The sequence below is a fragment of the Microbacterium sp. 22296 genome (assembly GCF_052045385.1).
Lineage (GTDB): Bacteria > Actinomycetota > Actinomycetes > Actinomycetales > Microbacteriaceae > Microbacterium.
This window is the reverse complement of the sequence record NZ_JBQEOS010000004.1, coordinates 398,246-412,366: the sequence shown is the minus strand read 5'-3', so window position 1 is coordinate 412,366 and position 14,121 is coordinate 398,246. Positions and strand designations below refer to the sequence as shown.

Genomic DNA, 14,121 nt, shown 5'->3' with positions numbered 1-14,121 from the left:
AGGCGAATCGCCGCGGGTGAGGAGTGCCGCCGTCCGGGAGCCGTGCGGCCGCGTCCGCCACGAGGGAAGCGGCGCCCCCGCAGTGCGCGATCGTGCCGTGCATTCACGCCACGCGAATGGGCGGAGAAGCGACCGTGCGGCATCCGACGAATGCACGATAAGAGAACCCTGCGATTGCTGTTTCTTGTGCTTTTCTCGAGGAACAGCCGAACGGGGGAATGCGCCGAGAAAAAACTGTGGATTGGCTCAGCGTGCGTTGGCTTCCCCCTCACCCGACGTCGCGAGGGGATCCCTAACGTCAGAAATGCGGGCGGAAGAGCCGTCCACTTGACCTAGGAGAACCTCTCGTGTCCAGCAAGCAGTCCTCGGCCGCCCGTCGTCGCCGCCTCGTCCTCCCCGTCGTCCTCGCCGGGAGCGTCGCCTCGCTCATCCTGGCCCTCGGCCTCTCGCCGACCGTCGCCGCGTTCACCGCCTCGATCCAGAACACCGTCAACACGGCCGCCACCGGCGTGCTGAGCATGCAGGAGTCGAACAGCGACGGCACGGTGCGCTGCAACAGCACCGACGGCGGCTCGATCTCGACCAACTCCGCCACCTGCTCGACCATCAACAAGTACGGCGGCAGCACCACGATGGTGCCCGGCCAGACGATCACCACCAACATCTCCATCAGCAACACCGGCACGGTCGCCGCCAAGACCTTCAGCCTCACCCCGGGCGCCTGCTCGCAGGCGGCGAACGGCACCGTCAACGGTCTCGCCACCGACCTGTGCACCAAGATGACCCTCGTCATCACCTCCGGCGCGTCGACGATCTACTCCGGTCCGCTTTCGGGCTTCACCGCTCCGGTCGACGTGCTCGCCAAGACCACCACCACGTCGCTCGCGGCCGGTGCGACCCTGCCGTTCACCTTCGCGGTGACCCTGCCCGCCAGCGCCGACAACACCTACCAGGGGCTCAAGGCCTCGCAGGTGCTCACCTGGACGTTCAACTCCTGATCCGCGAGAGCCGCCCCTCATGACCAGCACCGTGGTGACCACGCCCCGAGGAGACCGCCGAGCCCCGCTCGCGGCCGCGATCATCATCGCGCTCCTCGCGGCCGTGGTCGCCACGGTGCTGTCGGTGACGGGGGCCCGACTGTTCGTGATCGAAACGGCGAGCATGGCCGAGACCGCGCCCGTCGGAACGCTGGTCGTCGCTCACCCGCAAGACGGCTACGCCGTCGGTGACGTCGTGACATTCGTCGTCGACGGGCGCACCGTCACGCACCGGATCGTCGGCGAGCAGGACGGCCGTTTCATCACGCAGGGCGACCTGAACGGATCGCCCGACGCGTGGCAGCTGCAACCCGAGCAGATCGTCGGCGCCGTGGTCGCGATCGTCCCCGGCCTCGGATTCCTCCTGAAGGCCGCGCCCGTGCTGTTCCTGGCCGGCATCGTCATCGAGGCCTCCGCCCGCCTCATCGGCGGAAAGCGCCGCGGATGGCGTGTCGGACTGAGGATGACGGGGTGGTCCCTCGCCGTCACGGGGATGTCGCTGTGGCTGCGCCCGTGGTTCAACGTGCAGATGATGGATTTCCGCGCCGCCGACGACGGTTCCGGGGCCCTGATGCACATCGTCAACACCGGCCTCTTCCCGGTACTCGCGGGAGCGACCCGTCTGGTCAGCGGCGAGGACGGCGTCATCCTGTCCACCGACCAGCTGCCGTCGGGCGCGTTCGCTCTCTCGCCGACGCCCGACCCCGACTGGCCGGTCCGGGTGATGCTCATCCTGTTCTGCCTCGTCCCCTTCCTCGCCTCCCTGCTGCTGCGCGCCGACGAACCGCTCCCCGTCGCGGGCGGGTTGCGCGCTCGCCCCGACCGCCGCGCGCGCGGGTGGGTGCTGATGCCCATCGCCATCGCCACGATCGTCGCCGTCGTCGTGCTGACCTCGGTCTCGGCCTCGCACGCGGCCTTCACCGCCGCGGTGAAGAACGACACGAACACGACCGCGACGAATCCGTACTTCACCTGTCGCGGTGCCATGCAGAGCGTGGGGCGCAGCAATACGTACGCCGCCTACTCGGTCGAAGGCACGGGGGTGCTGGGCCTGAACCTGCTGCCCACCGAGACCGACATCTCCGGCAACGCGCGCACCGGGGGTTACCGCAAGCTGCTGGCGACGACGACCACAAGCGTCGGCTGCTCGCGCGACCAGCCGAAGAAGGCCGTCGTCTTCGACGGGTCCCAGTGCCTGTACATCCCGGGTCAGCAGACCAACCCGAACGTGTTCACGGTCGAGGCCTGGTTCTCCACGACCTCGAAGACCTCGGGGAAGATCCTGGGCTTCGGGGACGGGGCGAACAGCGACAACGTCACCTGGGATCGACACATCTGGATCGACACGTCGGGTCGGCTGAACTTCGGGCTCTACCCCTACCAGTTGATCGTCATGTCGACGCCGGAGGGACGTTCCTACGCCGACGGCGCGTGGCATCACGTGGCCGGCACGCTCTCGAGCGCCGGCGCCGCCTTCTACGTCGACGGTGCCCTGGTGGCCACTTCGACCACCACCACCGGTCAGCCCTACTCCGGATACTGGCGCGTCGGCTGCGGCAACCTCACCAACTGGACGTCCAGTCCCTCGGGCTTCTTCACCGGCAGCATCCAGTACGCCGCCGTCTACAACCGAGCCCTCACGGCCGCTGAGATCGCGACGCACGCCGCAGCGGGGCGATGAGCATCGATCGTCGATCCCGTCGAATCGATTACCCCGCATGACAGCCCGTTACCGGTCGTAACGACTCGGTTTGGGTCACTCGCGAGCGCATGTTTGCGTGAAGGCATGACTTCTCGCACCTCACGCCTGGCCACGATCCTCGGCGCCTCCACCGCAGCCCTCCTCCTCGCCCTCACCGGGTGCGCCGGGGGAGCGGCATCCTCCGACGACTCCTCGCGCATCGTCCTCGGCGCCGACGACGGCAACGAGGCGCACTGGACGGTGCTGAAGCAGAAGCTGGCCGACGAAGGCATCGACCTCGAGGTGCGCACGATCAACGACGGCGTGCAGCTCAACCAGGGCGTGCAGGACGGCGAGCTGGACGTGAACCTCTTCCAGCACCTGATCTACCTGTCGCAGTTCAACGTCGAGAACAACGGCTCGCTCGTGCCGGTCGGCGCGACCGCCGTGTACCCGCTCGCTCTCTACTCCGAGCAGTACACCGACGTGAAGGACCTGCCCGAGGGCGCGAAGATCGCGATCCCCAACAACCCGACCAACCTCGCGCGCGGCCTGCTCAACCTCCAGAAGGCGGGCCTGCTCACGCTCAAGGACGGCGGGACCGCCCTGTCGACCCCCGCCGACATCGAGACCTCGAAGGTCGAGCTGCTCCCGGTCGACACCAATCAGACGGTCACCGCACTCAAGGACGGCAGTGCCCAGGCCGCGATCGTCAACAACACGCAGGCGCAGAAGGGCGGGCTCGGCGACGAGCTCATCATCTTCAAGGAAGACCTCGACAACCCGCAGCTCGCGCCTTACATCAACGCCTTCGTCACGCGCGACGACAAGAAGGACGACCCCCGCTGGGAGAAGCTCATCGCGGCCTACCACTCGCCCGAGGTCGAGGCGGCGGTCACCGAGCTGAACCAGGGCAACCTGCAGTTCAAGACCGAGTGGACCGGCGCGCAGCTGACCGAGGAGCTCACGAGCCTCGAGGATGCCGTCAAGGCGCAGAACGGATGACCGCGGTCATCGAGCTGCGGGGCGTCACCAAGGACTTCCGCACCGATCGCCGCTCCTCCACGACCGCCGTCGACGACGTCTCGGTGAGCGTGGAGGAGGGGTCGATCGTCGGCGTCATCGGCTACTCCGGCGCCGGAAAGTCCACCCTCGTGCGGCTGCTCAACGGCCTCGAGAAGCCCACGTCCGGCACCGTCGAGGTGCTCGGCGTGAACGTGGGGGATGCCACCGAAGCGACACTGCGTGACCTGCGGCGCCGCGTCGGCATGATCTTCCAGCAGTTCAACCTCTTCACCTCGCGCACGGTCGCGGCCAACGTCGCCTATCCGCTCAAAGTGGCGGGGTGGAAGAAGGCCGACCGCGACAAGCGCGTCGCCGAACTGCTCGAGTTCGTCGGCATCGGCGACAAGGCCACGCAGTACCCACGGCGCCTGTCGGGCGGGCAGAAGCAGCGCGTCGGCATCGCCCGCGCGATCGCGACGGACCCGCAGATCCTCCTGGCCGACGAGGCGACGAGCGCCCTCGATCCGCAGACCACGGCCGAAGTGCTCGACCTGCTGCGCGAGATCAACCGGCGCCTGGGCATCACGATCGTCGTCATCACGCACCAGATCTCGATCGTGCACGAGCTGTGCGACCAGGTCATCGTGATGGACGGCGGCCGCGTGGTCGACAGCGGCGACACGTACCGCGTGTTCGCTCACCCGCGCGCCGAGCTCACCAAGCGCTTCGTCGCCGCGGTGACGCAGGGCGTGCCCTCGGGCGAGGCGCTCTCGGCGCTCGCCGCGGGCGGTGGCGACCTCGTCAGCGTCGAGGTCAACGAATTCTCGAGCGAAGACGTCTCGGCGGTGTTCCACCGTCACGGGACACGGCACTCCGTGGTCTACGGCGGGGTGACCGACGTGCTCGGCAAGCAGCTCGGCACCCTCACCTACCGTGTGCACGCCGAGGATCTGGCCCCGATCGTCGCCGAGCTGCGCGCGCGCACCGACGTCGTCGTTCCCACGGCGGAGGGGCGCTCGTGAACAAGTGGGACACCCTCACCCCCGTGCTGCTGCAGTCCATCGGCGAGACCGTCTACATGGTGGCGGTGTCGCTGCTCATCGCGGGCGTCGCGGGACTCGCCATCGGCGCGCTGCTGTACGCCACCCGGCCCGGCAACCTCTTCGAGAACCGCGTCGTCTTCTTCGTCGCGAACCTCGTGATCAACGTCATCCGCCCCATCCCGTTCATCATCTTCCTCACCGCCGTCGCCCCGGTCACCCGAGCCGTGACGGGGACGACCCTGGGGACGGATGCCGCGATCGTGCCGATCACGATCATGGCCACGGTCGTGATCGCCCGCGTCGTCGAGCAGAACCTCGTCGCCGTCGACCCCGGTACCGTCGAGGCGGCGCGCGCGGTCGGTGCGCGGCGGGTCGGGGTGCTGTTCGGTGTCGTGATTCCCGAGGCGCTGGCGCCGCTGATCCTCGGCTACACGTTCATGTTCATCGCGGTCGTCGACATGTCGGCGATGGCGGGATACATCGGCGGCGGCGGCCTGGGCAACTTCGCCATCATCTACGGCTACCAGCAGTTCAACGCCCAGGCGACGTGGGTGACGGTGGCGATCATCGTCGTGATCGTGCAGGCCGGTCAGCTGCTCGGCAACGCTCTCGCGCACCGCATCCTGCGGCGCTGACGCGCGGCGCCACCTTCACCGAGTGTCCAGAACACCCGGACGATTCTCGGATCCGTCCGGGTGTTTTGGGCACTCGAGCTCGAGCTCGAGCTGGAGGCGGGCAGGACCGCGCTGGCCCCGCCTATCCTCGGAGGATGAGCCTCACCCGCACCCTCGCCCGCTGGCTGCTCGGTGCGGCGCTCGTCTTCACCGGTACCGCGCACCTCACGTTCGCGCGCGACGACTTCGTCGCTCAAGTGCCGTCGTGGCTCCCGCTCCCGGTCGACGTCACGGTCGTGGCATCCGGGGTCGTCGAGATCGCGCTCGGCCTCGCCCTCCTCGTCCTCCGCCGCTATCGCGTGGCCGTCGGGTGGATCGTCGCGGCCTTCTTCGTCGCGATCTTCCCCGGGAACATCGAGCAGTTCGTCCGGGGCACGGATGCCTTCGGCCTCGACACCGACCTCGCCCGCGGCATCCGTCTGCTCTTCCAGCCTCTGCTGGTGATCTGGGCGCTGTGGTCGACCGGCGCGTGGAAGGCCTGGCGAACGCGGCGACGGGCCTCGGCCGGGGGCTGAGCCCCGTTCGGCAGTCTGTCGAGGAGTGGATGCCGCACGCGTCGGTGTCAGCCGCGCGCTGGCTCCTCGCGCAGCACGTCGACCAGCACGTCGAGGCCGCGGTGCGCGTCGGCGTCGCCGATGACGGCGGGCGGCACGATGTGGATGCGGTTCTCGGCGACGAAGCCCAGCACGCCCCGCTCGAGCATCGCGGCCTTGATCGCGCCGACGCGGGCGGTGGCCACCGGCTCGCGGGTCGCCGGGTCGGCGACGAGCTCGACGGCCCAGAACACGCCGCGGCCGCGCACCTCGCCCACCAGCGGCGACTCCTCGGCCAGGGTGCGCAGCCGCGGTCCGATGACCTCGTCGCCGATGCGCCGGGCGTTCTCGATCACGCCCTCGTCGGCCATCGCCTCCTGCGCAGCCACGATCGACGCCGCGGCGAGCGGGTGGCCGGAGTACGTCAGGCCCCCCGGGAAGACCTGGTCGTCGAACACCTGGGCGACGGCATCCGAGATCACCACTCCGCCGACGGGGACGTAGCCGGAGTTGACGCCCTTGGCGAAGGTGATGAGGTCGGGGCGCACGTCGAAGGCGTCGAACGCGAACCACTCGCCGGCGCGCGCGAAGCCGGCCATGACCTCGTCGAGGATGAGGAGGATGCCGTAGCGGTCGGCGATCTCGCGCACGCCCGCCAGGTATCCGGGCGGGGGCACCAGGATGCCGGCGGTGCCCGGGATCGTCTCGAACAGGAACGCCGCGATGGTGTCGGGCCCCTCGGCTTGCACGGTGCGTTCGAGGTGGCGGAGCGCCCGCTCGCACTCCTGCTCGGGGGTCTCGGCCCAGAACTCGGAGCGATACAGGTACGGACCGAAGACGTGAACGTGGCCGCGCGAGTACTCGTTCGGCATCCGTCGCCAGTCGCCCGTGGCGACGATGGCCGCCCCCGTGTTGCCGTGGTACGAGCGGTAGTGCGACACGATCTTGTCACGACCGGTGGTCAGGCGCGCCATACGGATGGCGTTCTCGTTGGCATCCGCGCCGCCGTTGGTGAAGAAGACCTTCGAGAAGCCGTGGGGTGCCCGTTTCAGCACGAGCTCGGCGGCGTGCGCGCGCATCTCGTGCGCGTGGGCCGGGGCGACGGTGGTCAGCTGCGCCGCTTGCTCCTGGATCGCGGCGACCACGCGGGGGTGCTGGTGGCCGATGTTGACGTTGACCAGCATGCTCGAGAAGTCGAGGTAGCGGCGGCCGTCGGCATCCCACACCTCGACACCTGAACCCCCGGCGAAGGGGAGCGGGGCCAGCGCCCCCTGCGCCGACCACGAGTGGAAGACGCTGGCGCGGTCGCGCTCGCTGATCTCGGCGTTACGGGTGGTCGTGAGGGGAGTCGACATGTCACCAGTGTGCGTCGGGCTCCGGGCGAGCGGGGAGCGCGGATCTGTCGGTAATCTCGGGTGACGATCGACAGTTTGGCCAGTCATGCCCGCCTCCCTTCGCGTTCTCCTCGACGACGGTTCGTTCCCCCTGCGTGCGCTCACAGCTCTCGACGATGACGCGCTCGACCGTCCCGTCTCGTGGGTGCACAGCTCCGACCTGATCGATCCGACGCCTTGGCTGGAGTCCGGCAATCTTCTGCTTACCAACGGGGCGCAGTTCTCGGCGGAACCGGATGCCGACGAGGTCACCGCCTACTGCCGGCGTCTGCGCGAGCACGGCGTCGTCGGCCTCGGCTTCGCGACCGGCATCCTCCACGATCGTGTCCCCGACGCCGTCGTGCGGGCGGGGGATGCCGCGGAACTGCCCGTGGTCGAGATCGGGGAGCGGGCGCCGTTCATCGGCATCATCCGCTTCGTCGCCGACATCATCGCGGCCGACCGCGCGACCCGGTTCTCGTGGCTGCTCGACGCTCAGCGGGCGGTGGCGCGCGCGGCGGTGCGCGACGACGGTCTGCGCGAGATCCTGCACACCCTGTCGCGGTTGCTCGGCGCCTGGGTCGACCTGTACGACGCGGTGGGCGGACGCCTGTCACTGCCGGGTCTGCGCTCGGCGCCCGACGGCGTCGAGGCGGACATCGGCCGAGAGGTGCGCAGGCTGCTGGAACGCCGGACGGCGGCGAGCCTCACCGTGCCGTCGGCGGGAGGGGCACTGCTTCAGACCATCGGGCAGAGCTCTCGGCTGCGCGGTGTGCTGGCGGTCGGAGCGGCCGAACCGCTCGACCCCGCGGGTCGCGACCTCGTCGGCACGGTCGTGGCGCTGGCGAGCGTCGCCCTGGAGCAGCAGCGCCAGGTGCAGACCTCGCTCAGGGGCGTCCGCGCGGGGGTGCTCGACGTGCTCCTCGCGGGCGACGACGCCACCGCGCGGCGGGTGGCCGCGGTGGCGCTGGGCGGGCTCCCGGCCGAGCCGTACGTCCTCGGCGTCGTGCGTCACGCCGCCGCCACTCCCGGCGTGCTCGACGAGCTCGACCTCGTCTCGAGCGACCCCCGCCGGCTGTTCCCCGCGGGACGCGGTGACGACGTCGTCGTGCTGTTCGCGGACGGGGCGGTCGCAGCACTCCGCGCCCTGGTCGAACGACGCGGACTCGCCTTCGGCACAGCGCGCCACGAGCGAGGCACCGAGGTCGCCGACACCCTTCGTCGTGCCGCTCAGGCCGCCCGGGAGGCCGTTCCGGGCACGACACGCGCGTACGACGAACTCGCCGGGCGCGGGCTGGTGGGCGCGCTGCGCGAGCGCGGCGGCGATGTGCTCGCCCGCTCGCTCCTGCACCCGCTCGACGCGCTCCCCGCCGCCGAGCGTCGACGGCTGCGGGAGTCGGCGCGCGCGTGGCTCGACGCCAACGGCGCCTGGGATCCGGCCGCGCGGGGGCTCGGCATCCACCGGCACACCCTCCGGGCGCGGATGACGCAGCTCGAGCAGCTGCTGCGGCGCGACCTGTCGACGTTCGCCGCGCGCGCCGAGTTGTGGGCCGCTCTGGAGCTCGACGACGATCGCGGGTGATCTGGCGCGTCACCGGTCGGATCGGCGCGTTCGGCGGGCTCGCACTCGGCGGGCGCTCACACCCCACGCGCCCGCACGGCGTGATTCCGCGCGGCGAGGGGCGGATCGCGCAACCATCCATCGGACCCGCACGCGCGACGACGAACGACGGATGCCACGCCCTCGGCGCCGTTGAAGCGCCGGGTCGCGGCATCCGGTGTGCGACCGCGGTCAGGTGTTCTGGGGAAAGCCGAGGTTGATGCCGCCGTGGGTGGCGGGGTCGAGCCAGCGGCTGGTGACGGCCTTCTCGCGGGTGAAGAAGTCGAAGCCGTGGACGCCGTAGGCCTTCGCATCGCCGAACAGGCTCTTCTTCCACCCGCCGAACGAGTGGTAGGCGACCGGGACGGGAATCGGCACGTTGATGCCGATCATGCCGACCTGCACCTCGTTCTGGAAGCGGCGGGCGGCGCCTCCGTCGTTGGTGAAGATGGCGGTGCCGTTGCCGAACTCTCCGCTGTTGATCAGCTCCAGGCCCTCTTCGTAGGTCTTCACGCGGACGACGGAGAGGACGGGTCCGAAGATCTCCTCGGTGTAGGCGCGGGAGGTCGTGGGGACGGCGTCCAGGAGGGTGGGGCCGAAGAAGAAGCCGTCCTCGTGGCCGTCGACGGCGTGTCCGCGGCCGTCGACGACGACGGTCGCCCCGTCGGCTTCGGCGATATCGACGTAGGACGAGACCTTGTCGCGATGCTGTCCACTGATGAGCGGACCCATGTCCGGCTCGTTCTCGTCGGCGCCGTTGCCGATGCGGAGCTTGTGGATGCGATCGGTGACCTTCGCGACCAGTTCGTCGGCGACGGGTTCGACCGCGAGCACGACCGAGATCGCCATGCACCGCTCCCCGGCGGCGCCGAAGCCGGCGTTGACGGCGGAGTCGGCGACGAGGTCGAGGTCGGCATCCGGGAGCACCAGCATGTGGTTCTTCGCTCCGCCGAGGGCCTGCACGCGCTTGCCGTTCTTCGCGGCGGTCTCGTAGATGTACTGGGCGATGGGGGTCGACCCGACGAACGAGATCGACTGCACGACGGGGCTGTTGAGCAGACCGTCGACGGCGACCTTGTCGCCCTGCAGCACCGTGAACGCGCCCTCGGGAAGGCCCGCCTCCTTCCACAGCTGAGCGAGCCAGAGGGATGCCGAGGGGTCCTTCTCGCTGGGTTTGAGGATGACGGCGTTGCCCGCCGCGAGGGCGATGGGGAAGAACCACATCGGCACCATCGCCGGGAAGTTGAACGGGCTGATCACACCGACGACACCGAGCGGCTGCTTCAGCGAGTACACGTCGACGCCGTTCGAGGCGTTCTCGCTGAACGCGCCCTTGAGGAGATGGGGGAACCCGGTGGCGAGCTCGACGACCTCCTGGCCGCGGGCGATCTCGCCCATGGCATCCGATCGCACTTTTCCGTGCTCGGAGGTGAGGATCTCGGCCAGCTCGCCCTTGCGGGCGTTCAGCAGCTCGCGGAACGCGAACAACACGCCCTGCCGCTTCGCGATCGAGAACCCCGACCACACCGCGAAGCCGCGCTCGGCTGAGGCGATGGCGGCGTCGACCTCCGCCTCGTCGGCCAACGCCACGTGCGCCTGGACGGCGCCGGTGGCGGGGTTGTAGACGGGGGCGGTGCGCCCGGATGCCGACGGGGCGGCGGCGCCGTCGAACCAGTGCGCGATGACAGGGAGGTCGGTGTCGGTCATGGGTCCAGTAAACGGCGCGGATGCCGCGACCGCTCCCGACAGAATGGCCAGGTAGATGGCGGCGGGGGGCCAGATCGGCAGGCGGGCGTGTGCGGCCGCGCTTCATGCTGTCGGGTCATGGGCGCAGTACGCGGGTGATCTCGCGTCGGTGCCCGAGGCCAAGACGGCGGACGATGTTGCCCACGTGGAAGTCGACCGTTCTGCGTGACGCCGCCTTGCGAATCGCGACTCAACGGTTACGGCGACGCTTTCGTCCGAGCCGGCCCTCACGAGAGCAGCGCGGGTTAGCGTTGCGGATATGACCCTGAATCATGTTCGACGCGGGAACGGCTCGCCATTGCTGCTGGTGCACGGACTGGGCGCCGGCTGGCGATCCTGGACTCCGATCCTCGACGACCTGGCGCGGCAACGTGAGGTCATCGCCGTCGACCTGCCCGGGTTCGGTGACACCCCGCCACTGTCGGGCGACGTCTCGATCGCCACGCTGACCGACTCCGTCGTGGACTTCATCCGCGACCAGGGCCTAGACGGTGTCTCGACCGTCGGACAGTCGATGGGCGGCCGGATCGTGCTCGAGCTCGCGCGGAGGGGAGTCGGCGGGGACGCCGTCGCTCTGGACCCCGGCGGGTTCTGGAGTTCGCGCGAGCTCGCCGTTTTCGCCGCCACGCTGCGGCCGTCGATCGTACTGGTCCGAGCGCTGCGCGGCATGCTGCCAGCCCTGCTCGGCACCCCCGTCGGACGGACGTTGCTCCTGGCGCAACTGTCGGCGCGACCCTGGGCCCTCTCGCAGAAAACCGTGTTGCCGGACGTGCGTGGACTGGCGGATTCCCCGGCGACCGGAGCCGCCATGGACGCCCTCACCAAAGGCCCCCCGCAGCAGGGCGCCCCAGCGGGCACGGTACCCGGCCGGGTCACCATCGGGTGGGGGCGGCGCGACCTGGTGACCGTGCCCAAACAAGCAATGCGCGCCACACAGCGGTTCCCCGACGCCTCGCTGCACTGGTTCGACAAATGCGGCCATTTTCCGCAATGGGACGTTCCCCGCGAAGCGACGAAACTCATCCTCGACAACACGAACTGACGCCTTCGAACTCCTTTTCGTCCTCGTCATCGGGAACTGAGCGCGCGCCGCCGAGCGATCACAGAACACCGCCATGAAGCTCGCGACTTCACAACGAGGTCTGCGTGGTTAGCGCGTCCCGTGGCCGCTCTCCCGGACGATGAGGATCGGCGCGAGGGTACGCGAAGCGGTGTCCTTGCCGAGAATGCGGTCGAGGAGCAGGTGAAGAGCTTCGGCGCCCATCTTCTTATGAGGTGATCGAACGGACGTCAGTGGGAGCGGGAGCTCGCGAGCAATGGAAGGGCATCGAGTGCACCGTCGTGGACCTCACCACCAACCCCGCAGCTCTCGAATACGTCATGGACGAGCTGGGCTACTCCGCCGCCCCCGTCGTCGTGGCAAGCGATCGAGACCACTGGTCAGGGTTTCGTCCCGACCTCATCGACAAGCACGCCGCATGAGCGAGCGACACCACCAGCGACGACTACCGGGCCGGATATCTCGCCGGATACACCGGCCGACAGGGGGAAGTGGACCGGCTGGAGAACGACGCCGACCGGTTCTACCGCGCCGCTTACGGCAAGGAACGCCGCATCCCCGGGCACTACGTCACACGCGCCGAGCTCGAGCAGCGGCGATCGCTGTCTGAGCCGCCGGTGGAAATCACCCGCCGCGACGCGCTCGCATCATGGGGCATCGACGTTCCTGAGGATGACGCCGCACCACCCCCCGAAGCCGTTCCAAGGACCGGCATCCCGTCGACGTCGACGGGGAGAACGAACCGCACGAGCAGGAGACGACAGATGAGCACCAGGATCATCACCGGCAACCTCACCGTCGAACCCGAAGCCGTGCAGGCGGGCCGCGTGCAGATCGTGAAGCTGCGCGTGTTCGAGAACACCGGCGAGTACCGCGCGGGGGAGTGGACCCCCCACGAGGCCCCGACAACGCACTTCGTGGAAGCAAAACACCGCGGCGCTGCGCGAGGCGGAAGCCGCTGTCGACGCGGCCACGGCATCCGGCGACGTCGAGCAGGTCGCCGCGTCCGCGCACGCGCTTATCGTTGCCGCGACCGCGCACGGCTGGCCCACCGCGACCGCCCTGGTGTTCAAGTACGAAAGGACCGGCCCCGTCGCTCACGTGTGGGGGCTGTGGCGCGTGGTCGACGTCGACGGGCGCGTGCTGCGAGTGGGAGGACGAACCCGGCGATATGACCGACGAGTCAGAAGAAGAACTTGTCGCGCTCGACCTCATCACCAACCGCGCCGCGACGCTGCACGCCACGGACTACGGCACGCCCACCGGCACCGCGGCGACCGTGCGGCACACCCTCACGCTCTGAGCGTGAGTCGTTACGCCTTCACGAGTGCCCGCCCTCCTATAAGTATCTAGCCCCCCTTGACATTGTGTGTCTAGGGGGGCTAAACTATAGTCATGGTCAAGCCGATGAAGTACCGCGAGCTGGTGAAGCTGCTCCGGGACGCCGGATTCAGTTCGGAGCAAGGAAAGGGCGATCACGAGAAGTGGTCGGCCCCCGGACTGTCGCGGCCCGTCATCATCACGCAGACGCGGGAAGTGTCGCCGGGGCTGACGCGCAAGGCGCTGGCGGCGATCGAAGAAGTGAAGGAGCAGGACAAATGACCACGATCGATGTCACCGCTACTCGGTGGGATGGCGGCTGGGAACTCGCGATCGACGGAGACCCCGTGACCCAGGTCCGCACTCTCGACCGCGCCGAACAACAGGTGCGCGACTACCTCGACACCCTCGACCCCGCCGTCGACCACAGAGACGTTAGCGTGAACCTCGTCCCCAATCTGGGCGACGGCGTTTCTGTCCACGTCAAGGAGGCCCGGGAGGCCACCGCAGCCGCCCAGGAGCACCAACTTGCCGCCGCGCGCCAGGCTCGCACGGTCGTGCGAGAGCTTCGCGCGCACGGGGTGAGCGTGACCGACACCGCCGCCCTTCTCGGCGTCAGCCGTGGTCGCATCAGTCAACTCGACAGCGAAAGCCGCGCAGCTGCCGCCTCCTAGCTCGTGACGGCGGGCCGACCCTGACCGGGCCGGCCCGCACGAGGGGACACCCCCTCGACCCCCCTCCAACGCGGGTCGAGGGTTCCCCGCTCGAGCGCGGTCAGCTGCGCGGTCGCGGCTTGTACTTCTTGCCCGCCCGAATGTTGACGTTCTCAATGACACCGACCACGGCCAGGCCGGCGGCCACGAGAAGGATGATCGCCCACCCGAGCACGTTCAGCCACGTGCCGGCGAACACCGCCGCCGTCTGCTCCGCCGCGATCGCGAAGAGCATGAACGACGCCCCGAACCACACCATGCCCTTGGACACCAACGCCGCTTGAGCGAGCTTCGACCGATGCTTAGACATGCGCACACCATCCCACCGGGGGTCGG

The 14,121-nt window shown here is 69.2% G+C and carries 17 protein-coding genes; 12 read left to right on the top strand and 5 right to left on the bottom strand.

Going from position 1 to position 14,121, the window contains the following annotated elements; all coding sequences use genetic code 11:
* Positions 1-347 precede the first annotated feature (347 nt).
* From ACTJJP_RS11120 to ACTJJP_RS11095, 6 genes are all read left to right on the top strand, one after another.
* Complete coding sequence (locus ACTJJP_RS11120; RefSeq protein ID WP_440775066.1) at positions 348-998, top strand: hypothetical protein; 651 nt, start codon at positions 348-350, stop codon at positions 996-998.
* Between the two features lie 19 nt (positions 999-1,017).
* Entirely contained in the window at positions 1,018-2,718 is a 1,701-nt protein-coding gene (locus tag ACTJJP_RS11115; RefSeq protein ID WP_440775065.1) for a signal peptidase I, read from the top strand.
* A 105-nt stretch (positions 2,719-2,823) separates the two neighbouring features.
* Positions 2,824-3,723, top strand: coding sequence for a MetQ/NlpA family ABC transporter substrate-binding protein (locus ACTJJP_RS11110; RefSeq protein ID WP_440775064.1), 900 nt, complete (start codon positions 2,824-2,826; stop codon positions 3,721-3,723).
* On the top strand, positions 3,720-4,745 hold the full coding sequence (locus ACTJJP_RS11105; RefSeq protein WP_440775063.1) for a methionine ABC transporter ATP-binding protein: 1,026 nt from the start codon (positions 3,720-3,722) through the stop codon (positions 4,743-4,745). The genes ACTJJP_RS11110 and ACTJJP_RS11105 overlap by 4 nt, the downstream gene beginning before the upstream one ends.
* On the top strand, positions 4,742-5,401 hold the full coding sequence (locus tag ACTJJP_RS11100; RefSeq protein WP_440775062.1) for a methionine ABC transporter permease: 660 nt from the start codon (positions 4,742-4,744) through the stop codon (positions 5,399-5,401). Before ACTJJP_RS11105 ends, ACTJJP_RS11100 begins: the two co-directional genes overlap by 4 nt.
* A gap of 134 nt (positions 5,402-5,535) precedes the next feature.
* Complete coding sequence (locus ACTJJP_RS11095; RefSeq protein WP_440775061.1) at positions 5,536-5,955, top strand: DoxX family protein; 420 nt, start codon at positions 5,536-5,538, stop codon at positions 5,953-5,955.
* Positions 5,956-6,002: 47 nt separating this feature from the next.
* Here ACTJJP_RS11095 and ACTJJP_RS11090 read toward each other — a convergent pair whose 3' ends face one another.
* Positions 6,003-7,328, bottom strand: a complete 1,326-nt coding sequence (locus ACTJJP_RS11090; protein WP_440775060.1) for an aspartate aminotransferase family protein — start codon at positions 7,326-7,328, stop codon at positions 6,003-6,005.
* An 85-nt stretch (positions 7,329-7,413) separates the two neighbouring features.
* On the opposite strand from ACTJJP_RS11090, the gene ACTJJP_RS11085 reads away from it, so the two are divergent.
* Complete coding sequence (locus ACTJJP_RS11085; protein WP_440775059.1) at positions 7,414-8,928, top strand: PucR family transcriptional regulator; 1,515 nt, start codon at positions 7,414-7,416, stop codon at positions 8,926-8,928.
* A 210-nt stretch (positions 8,929-9,138) separates the two neighbouring features.
* Here the strand turns inward: ACTJJP_RS11085 and ACTJJP_RS11080 are convergent, their stop codons facing one another.
* The gene (locus tag ACTJJP_RS11080; RefSeq protein ID WP_440775058.1) at positions 9,139-10,653 is read right to left on the bottom strand and encodes a CoA-acylating methylmalonate-semialdehyde dehydrogenase; all 1,515 of its coding nucleotides are present in this window, start codon (positions 10,651-10,653) and stop codon (positions 9,139-9,141) included.
* Between the two features lie 115 nt (positions 10,654-10,768).
* The gene (locus ACTJJP_RS11075) at positions 10,769-10,876 is read right to left on the bottom strand and encodes a LuxR C-terminal-related transcriptional regulator (protein WP_440775095.1); all 108 of its coding nucleotides are present in this window, start codon (positions 10,874-10,876) and stop codon (positions 10,769-10,771) included.
* Between the two features lie 75 nt (positions 10,877-10,951).
* On the opposite strand from ACTJJP_RS11075, the gene ACTJJP_RS11070 reads away from it, so the two are divergent.
* Positions 10,952-11,734, top strand: a complete 783-nt coding sequence (locus tag ACTJJP_RS11070; protein WP_440775057.1) for an alpha/beta fold hydrolase — start codon at positions 10,952-10,954, stop codon at positions 11,732-11,734.
* A 108-nt stretch (positions 11,735-11,842) separates the two neighbouring features.
* On the opposite strand, the gene ACTJJP_RS11065 is transcribed toward ACTJJP_RS11070, so the two are convergent.
* Entirely contained in the window at positions 11,843-12,010 is a 168-nt protein-coding gene (locus ACTJJP_RS11065; RefSeq protein ID WP_440775094.1) for a substrate-binding domain-containing protein, read from the bottom strand.
* Positions 12,011-12,033: 23 nt separating this feature from the next.
* Between ACTJJP_RS11065 and ACTJJP_RS11060 the strand changes: the two genes are divergently transcribed.
* From ACTJJP_RS11060 to ACTJJP_RS11045, 4 genes are all read left to right on the top strand, one after another.
* Positions 12,034-12,174, top strand: coding sequence for a hypothetical protein (locus tag ACTJJP_RS11060; RefSeq protein WP_440775056.1), 141 nt, complete (start codon positions 12,034-12,036; stop codon positions 12,172-12,174).
* Positions 12,175-12,923: 749 nt separating this feature from the next.
* Positions 12,924-13,055, top strand: coding sequence for a hypothetical protein (locus ACTJJP_RS11055; RefSeq protein WP_440775055.1), 132 nt, complete (start codon positions 12,924-12,926; stop codon positions 13,053-13,055).
* 92 nt (positions 13,056-13,147) lie between these two features.
* Complete coding sequence (locus ACTJJP_RS11050) at positions 13,148-13,354, top strand: type II toxin-antitoxin system HicA family toxin (protein WP_349893886.1); 207 nt, start codon at positions 13,148-13,150, stop codon at positions 13,352-13,354.
* The gene (locus tag ACTJJP_RS11045; protein WP_440775054.1) at positions 13,351-13,746 is read left to right on the top strand and encodes an antitoxin HicB; all 396 of its coding nucleotides are present in this window, start codon (positions 13,351-13,353) and stop codon (positions 13,744-13,746) included. Before ACTJJP_RS11050 ends, ACTJJP_RS11045 begins: the two co-directional genes overlap by 4 nt.
* 100 nt (positions 13,747-13,846) lie before the next feature.
* On the opposite strand, the gene ACTJJP_RS11040 is transcribed toward ACTJJP_RS11045, so the two are convergent.
* Complete coding sequence (locus ACTJJP_RS11040) at positions 13,847-14,095, bottom strand: hypothetical protein (protein WP_440775053.1); 249 nt, start codon at positions 14,093-14,095, stop codon at positions 13,847-13,849.
* Between the last annotated feature and the right edge of the window lie 26 nt (positions 14,096-14,121).

What these genes read in the sequence shown, in the direction of transcription:
- ACTJJP_RS11050 (WP_349893886.1), top strand. Translation starts at nt 13,148, where the DNA reads ATGGTCAAGCCGATGAAGTACCGCGAGCTGGTGAAGCTGCTCCGGGAC.
- ACTJJP_RS11110 (WP_440775064.1), top strand. Translation starts at nt 2,824, where the DNA reads ATGACTTCTCGCACCTCACGCCTGGCCACGATCCTCGGCGCCTCCACC.
- ACTJJP_RS11090 (WP_440775060.1), bottom strand. Translation starts at nt 7,328, where the DNA reads ATGTCGACTCCCCTCACGACCACCCGTAACGCCGAGATCAGCGAGCGC.
- ACTJJP_RS11045 (WP_440775054.1), top strand. Translation starts at nt 13,351, where the DNA reads ATGACCACGATCGATGTCACCGCTACTCGGTGGGATGGCGGCTGGGAA.
- ACTJJP_RS11105 (WP_440775063.1), top strand. Translation starts at nt 3,720, where the DNA reads ATGACCGCGGTCATCGAGCTGCGGGGCGTCACCAAGGACTTCCGCACC.
- ACTJJP_RS11040 (WP_440775053.1), bottom strand. Translation starts at nt 14,095, where the DNA reads ATGTCTAAGCATCGGTCGAAGCTCGCTCAAGCGGCGTTGGTGTCCAAG.
- ACTJJP_RS11085 (WP_440775059.1), top strand. Translation starts at nt 7,414, where the DNA reads ATGCCCGCCTCCCTTCGCGTTCTCCTCGACGACGGTTCGTTCCCCCTG.
- ACTJJP_RS11070 (WP_440775057.1), top strand. Translation starts at nt 10,952, where the DNA reads ATGACCCTGAATCATGTTCGACGCGGGAACGGCTCGCCATTGCTGCTG.
- ACTJJP_RS11055 (WP_440775055.1), top strand. Translation starts at nt 12,924, where the DNA reads ATGACCGACGAGTCAGAAGAAGAACTTGTCGCGCTCGACCTCATCACC.
- ACTJJP_RS11080 (WP_440775058.1), bottom strand. Translation starts at nt 10,653, where the DNA reads ATGACCGACACCGACCTCCCTGTCATCGCGCACTGGTTCGACGGCGCC.
- ACTJJP_RS11095 (WP_440775061.1), top strand. Translation starts at nt 5,536, where the DNA reads ATGAGCCTCACCCGCACCCTCGCCCGCTGGCTGCTCGGTGCGGCGCTC.
- ACTJJP_RS11115 (WP_440775065.1), top strand. Translation starts at nt 1,018, where the DNA reads ATGACCAGCACCGTGGTGACCACGCCCCGAGGAGACCGCCGAGCCCCG.